This is a genomic window from Megasphaera sp. MJR8396C, assembly GCF_001546855.1.
Taxonomy (GTDB): domain Bacteria; phylum Bacillota; class Negativicutes; order Veillonellales; family Megasphaeraceae; genus Megasphaera.
On record NZ_KQ958153.1, the window covers coordinates 1 to 17,755 of the forward strand.

Annotated in this window: 16 protein-coding genes; 11 read left to right on the forward strand and 5 right to left on the reverse strand. The window is 54.4% G+C overall.

Features of this window, described 5'->3' with window-relative positions:
- The first annotated feature begins 105 nt into the window (after positions 1-105).
- The 3 genes from HMPREF3201_RS01935 (at position 106) to HMPREF3201_RS01945 (ending at position 4,030) form a co-directional block, all read left to right on the forward strand.
- Positions 106-927: a pyridoxamine 5'-phosphate oxidase family protein gene (locus tag HMPREF3201_RS01935; protein ID WP_062411484.1), complete on the forward strand. Its 822-nt coding sequence runs from the start codon at positions 106-108 to the stop codon at positions 925-927.
- Positions 928-937: 10 nt separating this feature from the next.
- Positions 938-1,900: a helix-turn-helix domain-containing protein gene (locus HMPREF3201_RS01940; RefSeq protein WP_062411485.1), complete on the forward strand. Its 963-nt coding sequence runs from the start codon at positions 938-940 to the stop codon at positions 1,898-1,900.
- A 177-nt stretch (positions 1,901-2,077) separates the two neighbouring features.
- Positions 2,078-4,030 carry a TonB-dependent receptor plug domain-containing protein gene (locus HMPREF3201_RS01945; protein WP_072271996.1) on the forward strand — a complete coding sequence of 651 codons (1,953 nt, stop codon included), beginning with the start codon at positions 2,078-2,080 and terminating at the stop codon, positions 4,028-4,030.
- Positions 4,031-4,308: 278 nt separating this feature from the next.
- Here the strand turns inward: HMPREF3201_RS01945 and HMPREF3201_RS01950 are convergent, their stop codons facing one another.
- Together HMPREF3201_RS01950 and HMPREF3201_RS01955 are read right to left on the reverse strand one after the other, a co-directional pair.
- Positions 4,309-4,659 (reverse strand): winged helix-turn-helix transcriptional regulator, encoded by a 351-nt coding sequence (locus tag HMPREF3201_RS01950; RefSeq protein ID WP_062411487.1) that lies wholly within the window; start codon positions 4,657-4,659, stop codon positions 4,309-4,311.
- Positions 4,660-4,692: 33 nt separating this feature from the next.
- Positions 4,693-5,211, reverse strand: a complete 519-nt coding sequence (locus HMPREF3201_RS01955) for an SRPBCC family protein (protein ID WP_062411488.1) — start codon at positions 5,209-5,211, stop codon at positions 4,693-4,695.
- Between the two features lie 295 nt (positions 5,212-5,506).
- Between HMPREF3201_RS01955 and HMPREF3201_RS01960 the strand changes: the two genes are divergently transcribed.
- The 4 genes from HMPREF3201_RS01960 (at position 5,507) to HMPREF3201_RS01970 (ending at position 9,845) form a co-directional block, all read left to right on the forward strand.
- The gene (locus HMPREF3201_RS01960; protein ID WP_227163156.1) at positions 5,507-6,319 is read left to right on the forward strand and encodes a hypothetical protein; all 813 of its coding nucleotides are present in this window, start codon (positions 5,507-5,509) and stop codon (positions 6,317-6,319) included.
- A gap of 143 nt (positions 6,320-6,462) precedes the next feature.
- Positions 6,463-8,412 carry a molecular chaperone HtpG gene (gene htpG, locus HMPREF3201_RS01965; protein ID WP_062411490.1) on the forward strand — a complete coding sequence of 650 codons (1,950 nt, stop codon included), beginning with the start codon at positions 6,463-6,465 and terminating at the stop codon, positions 8,410-8,412.
- A 306-nt stretch (positions 8,413-8,718) separates the two neighbouring features.
- Positions 8,719-8,883: a hypothetical protein gene (locus HMPREF3201_RS11840; RefSeq protein ID WP_172980540.1), complete on the forward strand. Its 165-nt coding sequence runs from the start codon at positions 8,719-8,721 to the stop codon at positions 8,881-8,883.
- Complete coding sequence (locus tag HMPREF3201_RS01970; protein WP_227163157.1) at positions 8,880-9,845, forward strand: D-2-hydroxyacid dehydrogenase; 966 nt, start codon at positions 8,880-8,882, stop codon at positions 9,843-9,845. Before HMPREF3201_RS11840 ends, HMPREF3201_RS01970 begins: the two co-directional genes overlap by 4 nt.
- A gap of 9 nt (positions 9,846-9,854) precedes the next feature.
- Here the strand turns inward: HMPREF3201_RS01970 and HMPREF3201_RS01975 are convergent, their stop codons facing one another.
- The 3 genes from HMPREF3201_RS01975 to HMPREF3201_RS01985 form a co-directional block, all read right to left on the reverse strand.
- Complete coding sequence (locus HMPREF3201_RS01975; RefSeq protein ID WP_062411492.1) at positions 9,855-10,496, reverse strand: YigZ family protein; 642 nt, start codon at positions 10,494-10,496, stop codon at positions 9,855-9,857.
- Positions 10,497-10,621: 125 nt separating this feature from the next.
- A complete protein-coding gene (locus HMPREF3201_RS01980; RefSeq protein ID WP_062411493.1) occupies positions 10,622-11,002 on the reverse strand; it encodes a helix-turn-helix transcriptional regulator in 381 nt (126 codons plus the stop codon).
- A 121-nt stretch (positions 11,003-11,123) separates the two neighbouring features.
- Positions 11,124-12,413 carry a M18 family aminopeptidase gene (locus HMPREF3201_RS01985; RefSeq protein WP_062411494.1) on the reverse strand — a complete coding sequence of 430 codons (1,290 nt, stop codon included), beginning with the start codon at positions 12,411-12,413 and terminating at the stop codon, positions 11,124-11,126.
- Between the two features lie 130 nt (positions 12,414-12,543).
- On the opposite strand from HMPREF3201_RS01985, the gene HMPREF3201_RS01990 reads away from it, so the two are divergent.
- From HMPREF3201_RS01990 to holA, 4 genes are all read left to right on the forward strand, one after another.
- Complete coding sequence (locus tag HMPREF3201_RS01990; RefSeq protein WP_062411495.1) at positions 12,544-13,998, forward strand: TrkH family potassium uptake protein; 1,455 nt, start codon at positions 12,544-12,546, stop codon at positions 13,996-13,998.
- Positions 13,999-14,110: 112 nt separating this feature from the next.
- A complete protein-coding gene (locus HMPREF3201_RS01995) occupies positions 14,111-14,635 on the forward strand; it encodes a ComEA family DNA-binding protein (RefSeq protein ID WP_062411496.1) in 525 nt (174 codons plus the stop codon).
- Entirely contained in the window at positions 14,632-16,725 is a 2,094-nt protein-coding gene (locus tag HMPREF3201_RS02000; protein ID WP_062411497.1) for a ComEC/Rec2 family competence protein, read from the forward strand. Before HMPREF3201_RS01995 ends, HMPREF3201_RS02000 begins: the two co-directional genes overlap by 4 nt.
- Complete coding sequence (holA, locus tag HMPREF3201_RS02005; RefSeq protein WP_062411498.1) at positions 16,722-17,750, forward strand: DNA polymerase III subunit delta; 1,029 nt, start codon at positions 16,722-16,724, stop codon at positions 17,748-17,750. Before HMPREF3201_RS02000 ends, holA begins: the two co-directional genes overlap by 4 nt.
- Positions 17,751-17,755: the final 5 nt, after the last annotated feature.

Below are 17,755 nucleotides of genomic sequence, written 5' to 3' on the forward strand. Positions count from 1 at the left end.
AAACCACCAGTTAAACTGGTGGTTTTGATTACTTTGATTTGACAGAGGATACGTCCTCTATTAAAATTATAATGAGAGTCAATATTATTAACAAAGGAGGCTCTGATGAATACACTCTATCTCTATGAGGATGATGTCAGCGAGAAAATAGCCCGGATGGTCAGCCCTATGGTCGGCATGGGAGCCTGCGCTTCTTATAAATCGCCGCGGCCGTGGCAGCACTACGGTCAGGTCGTCCTGATTCTGGGGGAAAGAGGCAGCCTGCTCTCGTCTCTTGGCGAATGGCGGGAGGCTCTTTCTAGAAAATCGGTGATCCTTGTGGCTGCGGTCAAGACCGACGCTGACTGGAAGGAAGGCCTCCGGGCTGTCGAAGAGGGATTGGGACGGTCCTTAACGGCGTCTTTTCGCCTTTCTCGTGAAAATTTTCTCGAAGATGCCATCGAAGCGGCGCGGCACATCAAAGCCCTGCGTCCGGAGCCTTTGGCCGATGAAGAAGCCCTGCAGGCTATGGAAGATTTTCTCGTCCGCCATAATACGGGCGTCTTGACGACCGGCAGCGACGGCATTTTGCGGGCGACGCCCATCGAATACGTCTTCGTTCAGCAAAAACTCTATTTTTTCAGCGAAGGTGGGGAAAAATTCATCCATCTCTACCGGAATCCTCAGGCGGCCTTTGCCGTCTTCGACAGCTTTACCGATGTACGCCACTTGGGCGGTCTTCAGATCGAAGGTTCTGTACGTCTGCTGGAAGGGGACGACCCGGCCTATGTGACGGCGGCTGCGGCCAAAGGGATTTCCCAGAAGCGGCTCGATAGCCTGGCCGTCACCCTGCACGGTATCGAATTGACGCCCCGGCGGCTGACCTTTGTCTGGTCCGGTTTTGCCGAACGGAAACAGCCTTTGCGGCAGATTTATTACCTATCTTAAGGAGGTTATCATGGACTATACGACGACGATTAAGATGGTTCGCCATGACGGGCCATTGACCGTCTTATCCCTGGAAAATGAGACGGGGACGGCCGAAATGAACAATTGGGAAGTCTATCCCGGCATCACCCTCAGCTATCTCGAGGCACATATGGAAGAATTTTCTTGTTATGCACCCCTTCGGCCTGACGTCTTTGCCATCAATCACTGCGAAGAAGGGCGCATCGAATGCCGGTTCAAAAACGGAGAATACCTGTATATGGGCAAGGGCGACATGTCCGTCGGCCGCCGCAGCTGCAGCGACTACTGCCACATGGCTTATTTTCCCTCGTCCCATTATCACGGCCTATCCATCTTAGTCGATGAAAAACGGGCCCAGTCCATCATCGACCGCCTCTTGGAACAGGAAAGCTTTTCCCTGGTTTCCTTGTGCGACCGCTTTTGCAGCGACTCCGACTTCGGCATCATCGTCCAGGAAAACGAGGCCATGAAGCACTTATTCTATGAACTCTACCACGTGCCGCCGGCCATTCGCAATCGCTACTTCCGCCTGAAAATCTTGGAAATTTTTCTCTTCCTCAGCACCTTTCAAGGCAAGATGCGCCTTGACCGCCCGTACTTGACGCGGCGCCAGGTCGAGACCGTAAAGGCCGTTCATCAGGAATTAGTCGCCGATCTGAGCTGCCACTGCACCATAGAAGCCATGGCTGAACGCTACAACATGGCGCCGACGTCGCTCAAGCGCTGCTTCAAAGACGTCTACGGCACGACGATGTACCAGTATCAGAAGGAACTGCGCATGGCCAAAGCCATGGAACTGTTGGTGAAAACGGAGAAGAGCGTCCTCGAAGTCGCCAACTGCGTGGGCTATGAAAATAGCAGTAAATTTGCCGTCGCCTTCAAAAAGATGGCCGGCTGCCTTCCGCGGGAATACCGAAAGCAGCAGGTGTTCCAGGACCGGTTGGAGGCCTGATAGGAACGAAGCATCAATCTTTGCGATAGGCCGCTCGCAAATGTCCCTATTTGTGAAAAAAATGTCGTAATGGAGTACTTTTTGGCTAAATGGAGTAGAAGGTGACCCTGAGATATGGTACTCTTTTATTGCGAAAGATTTTCAAAATTAACAGTGAAAGAAGGGACTTATCGAACGATGAGACATAACAGAGCGGCTTATATAACCTGGGGTATACTGATGGCCCTGTCCCTGCCAGCCTATGCGGCAGATGTACAGGATGCGGATTCGGCGGTGACGACTAAAGACGTCGTCGTTACGGCGACGAGAACGGAAGCGGAAGTCAAGACCGTACCGCAGACGGTGGAAGTCATTACGGCAGAGGATATTGAAAAATTAGGGGCTACCGACGTTTATTCGGCTCTGCGCCTGGCCGATAACATCCAGATCATGAATACCAGCACCGGCTTTGGCCATCGCATCTCTATGCGGGGCATGGCCAGCAACAGCGCCCTCATCTTGATCAACGGCCAGCGGACGGCCATTGAAGATACGTCGACGACGCAGAACCTCCTGGCCCTGGACCGCTTGAACGTCCATACCATCGAACGCATCGAAATCGTCCGCGGCGCAGCCTCGGCCCAGTACGGTTCCGACGCCCTGTCCGGCGTCATCAACATTATCACCAAGAAGTCTTCCGGCGAACCGTCGGTGACTATGGGCGTGGCTACGGGGACGACGAACATCTCTAACTACTACCACATCGATCTCGGGAAACAGGGCAAGTTCAGCAGCACCTTCGATATGAATTTCTCCAAGGACCGCCAGTGGACGGAACACGAAGTATCGGGCCTGCCGGTCAAGAATCTCGAAGGGCCGAAACAGAGCTACAACTTCAGCGGTACCTATGAACTCGGGGAAAACAAAAACCTCAACCTCGACCTCGGATATTATAAGGATAAACTGACCGGCGACTGGAGCCACAAGGAATACAACCTCGGCGCCTGGGGCGGCATCGTCCGCCTGGAAGATGCCAAGCTGGAAACGGAACGGCGCGACGCCAGCCTGAGCCTGACCGGAAAGAATGACAAGGACGATTACATGGTCCGTACCTTCTACAGCAAGCTGAATAAGTTCCGCTTCCTGCCCTATACGGCCCTGGCCAAGGAATACGGCGAAACGAACAACTACAGCATTTGGGGCATTGAAGGTAAGAACAGCCATAAGATCAACGGTGACCACACCTTGACCTACGGCACGGAATACGACCGCTACAGCGTCGACGGCGTCAACTTCGGTACCAGCGGCACTGACGGCAAAGACGTCAGCACCTACGCGGCTTACGTCCAGGACGAATGGCTCATCGGCGATAAATGGGTCATCATCCCGGCTGTCCGCTACGACCACCACAGCCAGTTCGGCAGCAAGACGACGCCCCACATCGGCGCGACATATTTCCTCAATGACAACAACCGCTTCAAGGCCAATTGGGGTGAAGGCTATAAGGCGCCGAGCGTCAGCGAACTCTACATGGACTACACCCACATGGGCGTCCTGACCTTAGGCAACCCGGACTTAAAGCCTGAAGAATCGAAGAACTGGGATATCAGCTATGAAGGGGAATGGGGCAAGACCTTCGGGAAATTGACCTACTTCCATAACGATATCGAAAACATGATTTCCACCCATACCGTCGGCAGCGGCCGCAGCGGTTGGAGCCAGTACTACAACATCGACGGCACGACCAAGACTCACGGCGTCGAACTGACCTTAGGCCGCAAACTGTCCGACCGCTGGGATACGAAGTTGACCAGCAACTGGACGTCGGCCAGCAATAAATCGGCGTCGGCCGAAGCCTCTGCTCACGGTGTCGACGGCATTGCCGACAATATTACGACCCTGCAGCTCACCTATGACGATCACAAGACGACGGGCTGGAATGCCACGATTTGGGAACAGTGGGTCAATAATTACTATGAAAGCGATACCAATAAAGCCTACACCTATCAGACCTTTAACTTCGTCGTCAACCGTAAGTTCAATGAAAAGACGCGCCTCTTTGCCGGTGTCGACAACGTCTTCAATAAAAAAATCGACGCCATCTACCTCGACGGCCGCATTTGGCGCACGGGCGTTGAAATTACATTCTAATCCTTTTTTCCATAGGGCCATGTTCCGGACGGATGCCGTTCGGGCATGGCTTTTTTCGTGAGAAAAAGGTCGGCTGTGCCCGAGCTCGGCCTATATCGGTCCCTAGTCCTGACGGTGAAAGGAATCTTCCATAATGAGATAAATTACTATTTATTCTGATACAATAAGGTACCTGACTTTATGAGTTTACAAAAGGCGGCTTGAAGTCCCATTTTCGGTCTTCAAGCCGCCTTGTTAAGCAGTTATCAATTTTACATTTATATTTTTTTGATTCATATTTATTTAGACGGAATATTTTTTGGCAAAATCCGGTCGGCCATATACGTTTTGCCCCAGTCGCACATGGCTTCGATGATGGGCGATAAGGTCCGGCCGAATTCGGTCAGGCTGTATTCGGTCTTAGGCGGCACGACGGGATAGACTTTGCGGGAAATGACGCCGGCGTCTTCCAGTTCGCGCAGCTGTTGGGTCAGCATCTTCGGCGTGGCCTGGGGGATGACGTGCTGGAGCTCGCTGTAGCGGTGGGTGCCTTCTAAGAGGTGCCAGAGGATGATGCACTTATATTTGCCGCCCAGGAGGCTTAAGGCCGCCTCGACGGGACATTGAAACATTGAATTTTTGCTAGCCATAAAACATTCCTTCCCTAATAGACAAAGTTGATATTAGCGGCCTTTATTTGCCAGCAAGGTCGCTGCCAGGCCGCGGAGCCAGTTTTGGTGGCCGACGTTCATCGGGTCCGACTGGTCGCGGTGGAGTTCGGCTGCCGGTTTTCCAATCTGCGATTCCTGGGTCAGGATGCGCAGGCGGTTTTCCGACAGGTCTTCGAGGAGCCAGGCGTGGATGACGTCGAGGCGGTGATCCGCGTCGCCTTCGGCCCAGCCGTGCCAGGAAAGTCTCCCCGGCTGATCGCCCTTAGGAGCGACGAATTCCGTGATTTCGGCTTCGATGGGGAAGCCGAAGGTCTTGAAGCGAAATCGCGTATCGGCGGCAAGCTTCGTGCCCTTCGTGTTGTCGAATTCGACGTCGGATACATTGTCATAGTACGTCGGCCAGATCGCCGTGTCAATCAAATTTTCAAAGGCTTCTTTGGCAGTAACGCCCTGGATGATGACTTCGTTCGAAGCAAAATTGTCGGTCGTGCCCGGCAGGTATGGGTGGGGCCAGTTGATTTCGTGTAACATAGTATATCTCCTTTATTGTGACCTAAGATGGGGCCTGACAAGGTCAGGGCCATAGCGTCTTTTTTTATCGCAATGTTCTGTATCAGCTGATGGGCTTATTGTATCGTAAACCATCCTTTTTAGGAAGAATGCACTTTTAAGTGGCATAGTACCCAAAAGGATAGTATGGAGACGAAATCCTGCGGTAAATAAGGATAAAAAAGCCGGACTTATATTCTATGATCGGGGAAGGCGTGATAAAATAGCAGAAGAGACTTTACATCGCGACGGAGACAGTCCGCACGAAAAGGAGAACATGATGAAACTAGACTATCTATTGGCCGACCCCAGCGGCAATAAGACGATTTTGGTACTGACGCCGGTTCCCAAGGAGCAGCACAGTACCCTGGCGGCGCAGTTACTGGCCCGATCCGACATCGATGCCGAACAGGTCGGCTATGTGACCTGTGTCGAGGGAAAAACCCTGCGGGTCGACATGATGGGCGGCGAATTTTGCGGCAATGCCTCGCGGGCGGCGGCAGCTTACGCCTTGTCCTGTGACGGGAAAGAGCAGGGCGTCTACGGCGTATCCTGTTCGGGCTGTGACGAAATCCTGCCGGTCAAGGTCAATCATAAGGGCGGCGGTGACTACGAAGCCTTTATCGAGATGCCTTATCCCGACGGCGTCGGGGCTCTTTTAGTCGACGTCGACGGTCAGCCGGCCCGCTTCTTCCGCGTCGACCTGCCGGGAATTACGCACTTTGTCCACTTCATCGAGACGTTTGACGGCCTCGATAAGGACGTCTATTGGCAGGCCTTAAAAGACTATGTCGACGGCGAAGATTTTCCAGCTTACGGCCTCATCCTCTGCGATTCCAAGACCCAGGAGATGGTGCCAGCCGTCTACGTCAGCCAGACCGACACCCTGTACTGGGAAAACAGCTGCGGCAGCGGGTCTGCCGCCGTGGCAGCAGCTTTGGCCTGTACGACGCGCAAGCGGGTCGCCGCTTATCTGAAGCAGCCCGGCGGGACTATTGCCATTGCGGCCAGTGTCGATGACGAGGGGAATCTGCAGCAGATTTTTATGGGCGGAGCGGTCAAAATGGGCCCGGTTCAAACCTGGGAATGAGGCCGGGCTTTGTCCTTTGCCATGGGATAGGCTTATGCTGAAAAAATACTTGACTATTTGACTTTTTGCGGTATGATAGTGATGTGAAAGTACCTCAGCTGCCGCTGACGGTACGGAAAACGGATACAAAGGAGTGTTTTACCATGGCAAAAGAAACCCATGAATTTCAAGCTGAAACGAAGCAGCTGCTGGACCTCATGGTCCACTCTATTTATACAAATCACGAAATCTTCCTGCGGGAACTGATTTCCAACGCCTCCGATGCGATCGATAAACTCCATTATCAATCCCTGACCAACGGCGATCTCCTCGAAGGGGACACGGGCTTTGAAATCCACCTGACGCCCGATGCTGACGGCCATACGCTGACCATTTCCGACAACGGCCTGGGCATGGATAAAAAGGATCTGATGGATAACCTCGGCACTATCGCCCAGTCCGGGACCAAGGCCTTCCTCGAAAAGCTGAAGGAATCCCAGGACGGCGGCGATACGAATAAGGACCTCATCGGCCAGTTCGGTGTCGGCTTCTATTCGGCCTTCATGGTCGCCGATACGGTCACCGTCGTTACCCGCAAGGCCGGCGAAACGCAGGCTTACAAGTGGGAATCGACGGGCAGCGGCGAATATACCCTCGAAGAATGCCAGAAACCGAAGCACGGGACGACGATCATCCTCCATTTGAACAGCGAATTCTATGGCGACGATAGCGAAGAAAACTACACCGACCAGATGATCCTCCAGAGCCTGGTCAAGAAGTATTCCGACTACATCCGCTACCCGATCACCATGGACTTTACGACCAAGGTAAAGCCTAAGGACGAAGACGGAAAGACCATCGAAGATGCACCGGAAGAAGAAAAGACAGAAACGCGGACCTTGAACTCTATGCAGCCCTTGTGGACGCGGAATAAATCGGATATCAAACCGGAAGAATACCACGAATTTTTCCAGCACCAGTTCTATGAATGGGACGAACCGATGGACATCTTCCACAACCGTGCCGAAGGCGCCGTCGATTACACGGCCTTGTTATTCATCCCCGGCAAGGCGCCGTTCAACCTCTACTATGCCGACTATGAACCGGGCATCCAGCTCTATTCGCGGCATATCTTCATCATGGATAAATGCAAGGACCTCCTGCCGGATTACCTGCGCTTCGTCAAAGGCCTCGTCGATTCGCCGGACCTGTCGCTCAACATTTCTCGTGAACTCCTGCAGAAGAGCCGTGAACTGAACCTCATCGGCCGCAACCTGGAAAAGACGATCCTCAAGTCCTTGAAGCGGGATCTTGAAAAGAACCGTGAAAAGTATGAAAAATTCTGGGCCGAATACGGTAAATCCCTGAAAATCGGCGTCTACAGCGGCATGATGACCGGTGAAAACAACGTTGAAAAGCTGAAGGACCTGTTGTTGTTCATGTCCTCCAAAGACGGAAAACTCCGCACCATCAAGGAATACGTCGACGCCATGAAAGACGGCCAGCAGAAGATCTATTACGCAACGGGCAAGGATAAGGAAGCCATCGAAGGCCTGCCCCAGATGGAACTCCTCCGCGACCGCGATATCGAAGTCCTGTACATGACCGATCCCGTCGATGAATTTGCCGTCGAAGCCATCGGTGAATACGAAGGCCATCGCTTCCATTCCGTCAGCCGCGGCGATCTCGACCTCGAAGACGACGCCTTTAAGGCCGAAAAGAAGAAGAACGAAGACCTGGCCAAAGACAATGAAGGCCTCCTCTCTGACATGAAGAGCACCTTAGGCGATAAGGTCGCCGACGTCCGCCTGTCGAACCGCTTAAAGAGCGGTGCCGTCTGCCTCGTCGCCGATGCGGCCGGTCCGTCACTGGCTATGGAACAGGCCTTTGCTGCCGCCAATAACCCCATGTTCAAAGCCCGCCGGATCCTGGAAATCAATCCGGACCATGAACTGTTCGGAAAACTGGCCGCCGTTCATCAGGCTGGTAAAGATGGCCAAGACTTCAAGGATTACTGCCAGCTGCTCTACGATCAGGCTCTGCTCCTGGAAGGCATCATGCCCGATGATCCCGTTGCCTTTGCCAATAAAGTCGCCTCGCTTATGGCCAAATAAGGCGGCACGAACTGAATAAGATTGCTTATTGGGACTGGCCCCTGTCGTCAGACTTACATGCTCTGATGACAGGGGCTGTCTATTTAGTAACAATAAATCCTTTTTTGGGCCTATCAGTAACAGATAGTTGATATATTTCCACCTCCGCTGAACAGTTTTGTCACAAGTGGCGCCGTTGCCTATCTTTTTCAGTATATACAGGCTATAATTAAAACGTAAATACAGCGTTTATTTTTACGAAAATGGTCTTGTTTCCCAGGTGATGCGGGACCTTTTGGTTGTGCAGATAGTGCAGAGGAGGCGGACATGGGACAATTCGTTAACATGGACGGCGAAGAGGGCAGCGTAGTTCGTCTGGTTACGGAGCTCTTGCAGGAAGATGTAACCTATGAATTTATTGCCCACATCGCAAAATGCCCATTAGAAACGGTGAAGGAAATTGCCGCCAACACAAAATATAATAAGGAGTGATTCTGTTGAATATTCTAGTTGTCATGGATACGGATGCAAAACAGCGACAGTGGTTTGAAACGGCTGCGGAAGGTGCCAAGGTGACCTTCTGTCCCGGTGATGGAAGCGATGCCGGTGCGGCTCTCGAAGAAGCCGACGTCATTATCGGCAACGTCGAACCGAAACTGGTCAGCAAGGCTAAGAATTTGAAATGGCTCCAGCTCAACAGTGCCGGTGCCAATACGTACTGCCAGCCCGGTATTCTGCCGGACGGCGTCTTACTTACCAATGCGACCGGTGCCTATGGCCTGGCGTTGTCCGAGCACATGCTGGCCTTGACTATGGCCATGATGAAGAAGCTTTACGTATATCATGACAATCAGCATCAATCCTTGTGGCAGGATGAAGGTCCGGTCACGTCCTTTTACGGGGCCACGGTCGTCGTCGTCGGTTTTGGCGATATCGGCCGCAACTTTGGCCGTCGCGTAAAGGCCTTGGGTGCTCAGGTTATCGGCCTGCGCCGCCGCAAGGGCGAAGTACCGCCGGAAGCCGATGAAATGGGGGATATGGCTCATTTTGAAGACTATCTTTCCCGGGCGGACATCGTAGCGTCCTGCCTGCCCGATACGCCGGAAACGTATCGGATTTACAATAAGGAACGCTTCATGGCTATGAAGAAAGGCGCTTTCTTTGTCAACGTCGGCCGCGGCAGCAACGTCGACCAGGAAGCGTTGCGCGAAGCCGTCCTGTCCGGTCATTTGGCAGGTGCCGGGCTGGATGTTACCGATCCGGAACCGCTGCCGTCGACGGATCCTTTGTGGCAGACGAAAGGCATCTACATTACGCCGCACATTTCCGGCGGCTACCACCTGCAGGCGACGCACGACTACATCGCCCGTATCGCCGTTGACAACCTGAAACGGTTCCTGGCCGGCGAAAAATTGGAAAATATTGTCGATCTTACGACGGGCTATAAGGCCTGAGGTCAGCTGTTAAGACTCTGTAACGGGTACCGGTTTTACGACGGTACCCGTTTTTTGTAAGCTTGCGCGGCCGTTGGTGGTATTGGTCAGATCGGCCATAAAGGCGGCGCTGTTACCCTCTGGGACTTCAAAGGTGAAGGTCACGTCGGCGGCAAAGGCCCGGTCGGTGATGAGGACGCCGTGACTTTCGGCAAAGCGTTCAAGGGTGCTGACCAGGGGATAGGCGACGGTCGCCGTAAGGACCGTGAAGGGCGTGTAGTCGACGACGGAGGCTTCGTCAAGGGCCAGCGCTGCGGCGTGGCTGTAAGCCCGGATGAGGCCGCTGGCGCCGAGTTTGATGCCGCCGAAATAGCGGGTGACGACGACGGCCGTATTGGTAAGGTCCCGTTTCTTTAAGACTTCCAAAATGGGGCGGCCTGCCGTTCCCGACGGTTCGCCGTCGTCGCTGGAGCGCTGGATCTGACCGCCGGCTCCGATTTGGAAGGCCGAGCAGTTGTGCCGGGCGTCCCAATAGTGCTTGCGCACGCTTTCGATGAAGGCTGCCGCTTCGGCTTCCGTCTTCACTTCACAGACGGTGGCGATGAAGCGGGATTTTTTGATGACATATTCGGCTTCGGCCCGGCCGTAGACCGAGCGGAGAAGAGATTCCATAGCATATCGTTCCTTTTCGTTTTTTCTCATCATAGCCTATTTGTCAGGCCCTGGCAAGAAAAGGGCATAAAAAATCGGACCCTCGATGGATCGGGTCCGATTTTTTATACATCAATACCGCGTTGTCAGTTGTCTCCTACGTCGGAGCTGCCGTTTTTTTTCGGTTTGATATTGAGGAGTGTCTTGACGGCCTGCTGTTTTTCCGGGGGCAAGGCGTGAAGGGCCCGGATGACGAGACAGTCTTCGTCGGTGATGGGCGCACAGTAGTCGCAGTTGCTGCGGGTGTCGTCGCTCTTTTGGCAATACATGCCGGGCCGGCCGACAAGGACACAGATGGGAATTTGGAAAAAATCAGCCATTTTCAGCAATACTGAAATATCTGGTGAATAAAGACCTGTTTCCCAAGAGTAGACGGCTTGCTTTGACATACCGAAGAGGTCGCCGAAAGCTGTCTGGGTTAAGCCGTTTTTCTTGCGATAGTACTTAATTTCTTGTCCTAGAGTCATTCATATCCACTCTTTCTGTATACTATACAGTATGCTGTATTATACACTTGTCATTATAAGATGTAAAACAAAACGTGTCAATGCTGACAAACTAGGATAGAAAATAAATATTTCGAGATATTTAGGAATGACTGAAGAAGGCCGTAATGAGGTCGGTCAGGGCATCCTGGTCGGCGGCGCCCATCAATTCGCGGCAGGAATGCATGGCCGTAATGGGAATGCCGATGTCCATGGTCCGGATGGGGAGGTTGGCCGATAACAGGGAGCCCAAGGTCGAGCCGCCGGGAAGGTCGGACCGGTTCATGAAAATCTGATAGGGGATGTCGGCTTTGCGGCACAAGCCTTTTAAGACGGCCACGGCTTCGGCATCTCCGGCATAAGATTGGCTGCTGGCAATCTTGAGGGCGACGCCGCGTCCCATTTGAGGCTGGTTGGTGATGTCGCATTTTTCAGGGACGTTGGGATGGATGGCGTGAGCCACGTCGACGGACAGCATGAAGCCCTTGGCAAGGTCGGCCGAGAGATCGTCATCGGTCAGCTCGAAGGCGTGGTAGATGCGGCCCAGGATCCGGGACAGGACGGCGGAATCGGCGCCTTGTTTCGTATGGCTGCCCACTTCTTCGTTGTCAAAGAGGGCGACGACGTTCAAACCGTCGGCTTCGTCGGCGCCTACGAGGGCCAAGAGGGAGGCCAGGACCGACGTCAGGTTGTCCAGGCGGGGCGACGAGACGAATTCGTCGTGCCAGCCGAGGCGGCAGCCCGATTCTGCCGGATAGACCGTCAGTTCGTACGATAAAATGGCTTCAGGCAGGCAGCGGCAGGTTTCGGATAAAAAGTCGAGGAAGAAGTGTTTAGTCACGTCTTTGCCGTCGAGACCGAGAACGGGCAGGAGGTCCTTTTGCGGATTGAGTTCGATGCCCTGATTGGTCTTGCGGTTCATGTGGATGGCCAGGCGGGGGATGGTGAGGACCGGTTTTTCAAGGTCGATGAGGCGCAGTTTGGGCCGGAAGGGATCGTCGCTTTCAAGGGCGACGGCACCGGCCAGGGAAAGAGGCCGGTCGAGCCACGATTCACGGATGAGGCCGCCGTAGGTTTCGGCATTGAGTTTCAGATAGCCCTTTTCGCGGATTTCCGGCCGCTGCTTGATGCGAAGGGCGGGAAAATCGGTGTGGGCCGCACTGAGGCGCAGATGACGGCGGATATCCCGGCCCGTCCGGAAGGCGACGAGGCCCGATCCGTAGACCGGGACGTAGTAGGCACGGTCAGCCTTCAATTGCCACAGTGTCTCTTCCGGCACGAGGGCCGTAAAGCCGGCTTCGTCGAGAAGCTTTTTGGAGGCGGCGACGGTGTGGTACGGCGACGGGGAGCGGTCAATGAAGTTCAATAAGGTATCGATAGAGTCACGGGACATGACGATCATCCTTTCTTGGGGATAAATTTTGTGATCCTGTTATTATATCATAGATAAGGGCGGCCATGCTTTTGGTTTTCTGAAAGCCTCATGGTATAATAGAGAAAATATTTTTTGTGAAGGGGATCTTATGGACTTACGCGTCATTTCTCGATTTTTAGGAAAAATAGCCTTGGCCGAAGGCGGCGTCCTGTTTTTGCCCCTGGCCATGGCCATCATCATGGGGGAATCGAGCTGGCTGCCTTTTGTGGGCAGCATCATTCTCTGCGGCTTAGTCGGCATGAGCTGCCTGAACTACGGCCGCGTGCGGACGCAGAAACTGACCATGCGCGAAGGTATTGCCATTACCGGCATCGGCTGGATGCTGGCCACCTTTCTGGGCATGCTTCCTTATTGCCTCGGCGGCTATTTGTCGTATTTCGACGGCCTCTTTGAGAGCGTCTCCGGCTTTACCGGGACCGGGGCGACGGTCATTACGGACTTAGAAATCCTGCCTCAGAGCCTGCTCCTTTGGCGCAGCATGACCCACTGGCTCGGCGGCCTCGGGATTATCGTCATATTCATCGCCCTCTTGCCCGAAGCCGGTCAGTCGGCGGTGTTTTACATGTATAATGCCGAATCGACAGGGCCGACAAGGGAACGCGTCCTGCCCAGGCTTCACGACATGACCAAGGTGCTGTTTCGCATCTACCTGGCCTTTACGGCGACGGCCTTCGTCATTTTCGTCATCTGCGGCATGGATTTTCTCGATGCGGCCAACCACGCCTTGTCGACGGTCTCGGCCGGCGGCTTTTCGACGTATAATGCCAGCACCGCCCACTTTGAAAGTCCGGCCGTCGAAGGCTGGATGACCTTTTTCATGGTCCTCACCGGCGGCAACTACGCCCTCTATTACCGGGCCTGGCAGAAGGGCTGGGGCGTCCTGTGGGAAAATATGGAATTTCGGGTCTATCTCTTGATCGTGGCCGCGGCGACGATCCTCATCGGCCTCAATCTCATGAGCTCTTTAGGAGAAGGTCCGACGACGGCCCTTCGCTACTCGTCTTTCCAGGCGGCGTCCATCGCTACGACGGGCTTCGTCTCGGCCGACTTTGACCGCTGGCCGACCTTTTCTAAGGGGATCTTGTTGATGCTCATGATTTCCGGCGGTTGTGCCGGCTCGACGGCGGCAGGCTTAAAGGTCTCCCGCGTAGTCATCATGGCCCAGTACATCTGGCATGCGGCCAAGACCAAACTTCATCCCAATCAGGTCCTGGGCATGACCATCAACGGCCACCGCATCGGCGACGATACGGTCGTCCGCGTCGCCCAGTTCTGTTTCCTATACGTCATGTTCATCGCCCTCTGGGCCCTGCTGTTGACCTTTGACGGCATCACCGTCTTCGATGCTATCGGCATCAGCGTCTCGACCATGGGCTGTATCGGCCCGGCCTTCGGCATCACCGGGGCGACGTCGACCTATGCCGAACTGTCCCTATTTTCAAAGTCCATCCTCTGCCTGTCCATGCTCTTAGGGCGACTGGAAATGTTCACCCTCTTGGTCATGCTCCAGAAGAACTTCTGGAAGTCGAAGGGCAGCTGGTAGGTAAATCCTTCCTGAATAAAAAGAATATCGGTTAAAAATCGATTAAACTTCTCCTCGGCGTCCTCTGAGTAAGGCACACTGTACGTATAGCCTTATGATAGGAGGGACGAACATGAAGAAAATCGCCGTCTTTGGCGCCATAGCCGCTTTTTTGGCCGTCAGTCAATTTAGTGACGCCCTCTTTCCGGTCGTGGCCGAACCGGTACCGGTCGTCGAAGAAGCCTTGCCCGAGAAAGCCTTTATCTACGTCACCGGTGCCGTCCAGAAGCCCGGTCTCTATGCCCTCGATGGGGGACAGACCGTCGGTGAAGCCGTAGCGACGGCAGGGGGCATGGCGGCCTATGCTGATACGGCAGCGGTGAATCTGGCCGGAAAGGCCGTCGACGGCATGCATATCCACATCCCTTATGACTGGAACGGCGTACCGCCGCCGTCTGTCGATGACGGAAAGGTGTCGTTAAATCAGGCCGATGCCGAACAACTCATGACCCTGCCAGGTATCGGGCCGGCCATGGCCGACAATATCATCGCCTACCGCCGGGAACACGGTGCCTTTACCAACATTGACGAGCTGAAGCAGGTCAAGGGTATCGGGCCGGCTAAGTTCCAAAAATTAAAGGACCAGGTCGGCTTATGAAAGCCCTTTCTATGCGGCCTCTGTGGCTCAGCCTGTCGTTGGCACTGGCCCTTTGTGCCGGCATTGCTGCAGCTGACCGATTTTCACTGCCCCTTCCTTGGTGGGGGGCCTTTTTTCTTTTGTCCCTTTTTGGAACTGGATTGTGTGCCTTCTATCGGAGAATGGCCTTGATCTTCTTCCTGATTCCGGCCCTCTTTTGCCTCGGAGGCATGCGGCTTCAACTGGCCGCTGACGGCTACGACGCCTTGCCCCATCAGGCCGCTGGCGCCAACCTCGTCGTTGAGGGAACCCTTTCGGAAAAACGGGGTACCTTTACCGGTGAAGGGGGAACCATGGGACGCTACGTCATGGATCTTACGTCTTATCGGTATGGCGATGACGACCGGACGTATCCCGGAAAGGGGCGGGCTTATGTGACCGTCCCCGATGGGCCTGACGTTGGTGACACCCTGCGGATTACGGGCCAGAGCAAACCCTTGACGTATTATAAAAACGACGGCATGTACGACGCCCGTCACCGCGACCGGGAAAAGGACATCTGGCTGCGGATCTTTGGCAAAGAGGGTGGGGCCGTTCAGGTCCTTTCAGAGCCCGTGGGCATCCGCGCCTTGCTACAAGACCTGAAAACGGCTTTGACTAAGCGTTACGACGCCGTCCTCGGGCCGGACTATGCACCGGTCCTGTCGAGCCTCCTCTTTGGCGGTCATTACGACGAACTGCCGCCGGGTCTTCTCGAGGCCTTCAGCACGACGGGCCTCATTCATATCCTCTCCGTGTCGGGCTCTCACGTGGCCCTGCTCTTAGCCGTTCTGCAAGTGATCGGCCGGGCCGCTGGCCTTCGCGGGACGCCGCTCTTTGTCTTATCGGCCGCCTTTCTCCTCCTTTACAGCGCCTTAGCTGACTTTACGTCGCCCGTCGTCCGGGCGTCCATCATGGGAAGTCTCAGTGCCTTCAGCCTGACGGCACGGCGCGACTATACGGCAGGCCATGCTTTGGCCTTAGCCGTCATGGCCATGCTGCTCTACAGCCCCTACCTCTTTTTTGACCTGAGCTTTCGCCTGTCGTGCAGTGCGTCGGCGGGCATCGTCTTATGTTATAAACGGATTACGACAATCCTTTCGTTTCTGCCGGAATTTTTGCGAAACTGCCTGTCTGTCTCTCTGTCAGCTCAGGTCCTCGTCGTGCCCCTCCTCTTGGGAGCCTTCTTTTCCTTTCCCGTCTACTCGTTACTGGCCAACGTCGTCGTGGCGCCGGTCCTCGACCTGGTCATGGTCCTCGGCCTCGGCGCTTCTGTATTATCCCTCTTGTACGACGCCGGTGCCGATCTCATACTCTTTGGGGTAAAGCCTTTGTTGGCTCTGGCCTTAAAAGGAAACGCCTTTATCGCCGCCCTTCCGGGGAGCCGCCTGTGGGCCGGACAGCCGTCCCTTTGGGCTTGGTTTTCGTGGTATCTTTTGGTGGGATTCGTCTTTTTTCGGAGCCTTCGAAAGAAAATTTTTCTGCCCCTAATCATCTCCTTGGCGGTCAGTTGGATGATGCGGCCATCCGGGCCGGGAGTGCTCATTTTTGACGCCGGCCGCGATCAGGCTACGGCCATTATTTATGAAGATAGATCGGCCGATTTATGGTATAATAAATCGAGATTCTCCAATCCCGATCAGGCGGCCGTCGTCGTCATTCCGGCCCTTCGGGCCAACGGCATCTTCCGCCTTCGCCGGTGCGTCGTCGAAGGGGAGGAAAGGGCTTACACCGAAGCCTTGTTCCAAAAAGCATTTACCTTCCTAAAAGGACCGGGGAAAGGGGAGATTCCCTATCGCGGCGTAACGGCCGTGCCCCAGACTTTTTCGGGCGAACCCCTCCTTTGGGAACTGCGGTCCCTTGACGCTTGGGACGGAAAATCCTTTCCCGCATCGGCTTTAGGAACCGTCGTTTATGAAGGGTTCCGCGGCCAAGGCGCTGCCGCCGAGTGGGGCGAAGCGGCCGATAGCTACGGCGTTCCTGCCTATATCCCGTCTCGGGACGGACAACTGCGCCTCTTTCGCCATCGCGGTCAGTGGCGCCTATCTACATTTATTGAGGAAGATTTATGAGTACTACCAAGAACATCATGATCATCTACGGGACCGAAGCCTACCTCATGGAAGAGGGGCGGAAGAAGTTTTTCGCAGCGGCCCGCAAACGATCCGGCGGCGATGCCGAAGTGCAGACCTTTCAAAAGGATGCCGCCGCGGCGACGGTCGTCGAATCCTTCCAGGGGACGAGCCTCTTTAGCAGCGGTACGATCACCGTCTGGTACGACTGTCCCTTTTTGCCCTTGAAGAAGGGCGGCCGGTCGCGGAGTAAAATATCGAAAGAAGAACAGTGGTTTCTCGATGAAGCTGGACACCTCGACGACGGCAACAGCCTCTTATTTTACAGTAAGGGCAACGTCGATACGGGAAGCGCTTTCTTTAAGGCCTTGAAGCCCATGGCTGAGGTCGTCGCTGCCGAAGCGGTGACGGAAAAGACGGTCATGCCCTATGTGACAGCCTATCTTAAAGATCGGGGCCGAAGCCTTAGCCGCGACGGCGTCGTCTTTTTGCAGGACCTCTTTCAAACCTGGGGCAGCATATCCTTGCTCTACGTCTTTTCCGAGCTCGATAAATTGTGCATCACCCTCCCTGACGGGAAAAAGAGCATCGGCCCCGACGATTTGGCCGACCTCTTTGCCGGCACCATGGAAAAGAACCTCTTCACCTTCATGGATGCCTTCCTTCGCCGCAATGGGGAGAAGACCCTGCCCTTTGTCGAAGGCTTGTTCAGTAAGCAGGATGCCTTTTTAAAGAACACGGGATATATGCTGTCGCGCCTGCGGCTCCTCTTGTCGTATAAAGAACTGTTACGGGCCCACGCCGGTCAGCACCAGCGCGAACAGGTCCTGACGGCTGTCAATAAGGGGCGAAGTGCGAAATATGTCATATATCACTTGCAAAAAGTCGCATCTTATTGGACAATAGAAGAGTTAGAACGTTGTATATGTAATATTTTTACCTTACAGCTCCATATCCGCAGCGGGAAGGCGTCGCCGGCCGATATGGGAGCCCTTATTTGTCTTTATTGTAGTCTGAAAAGGTAGGTTAG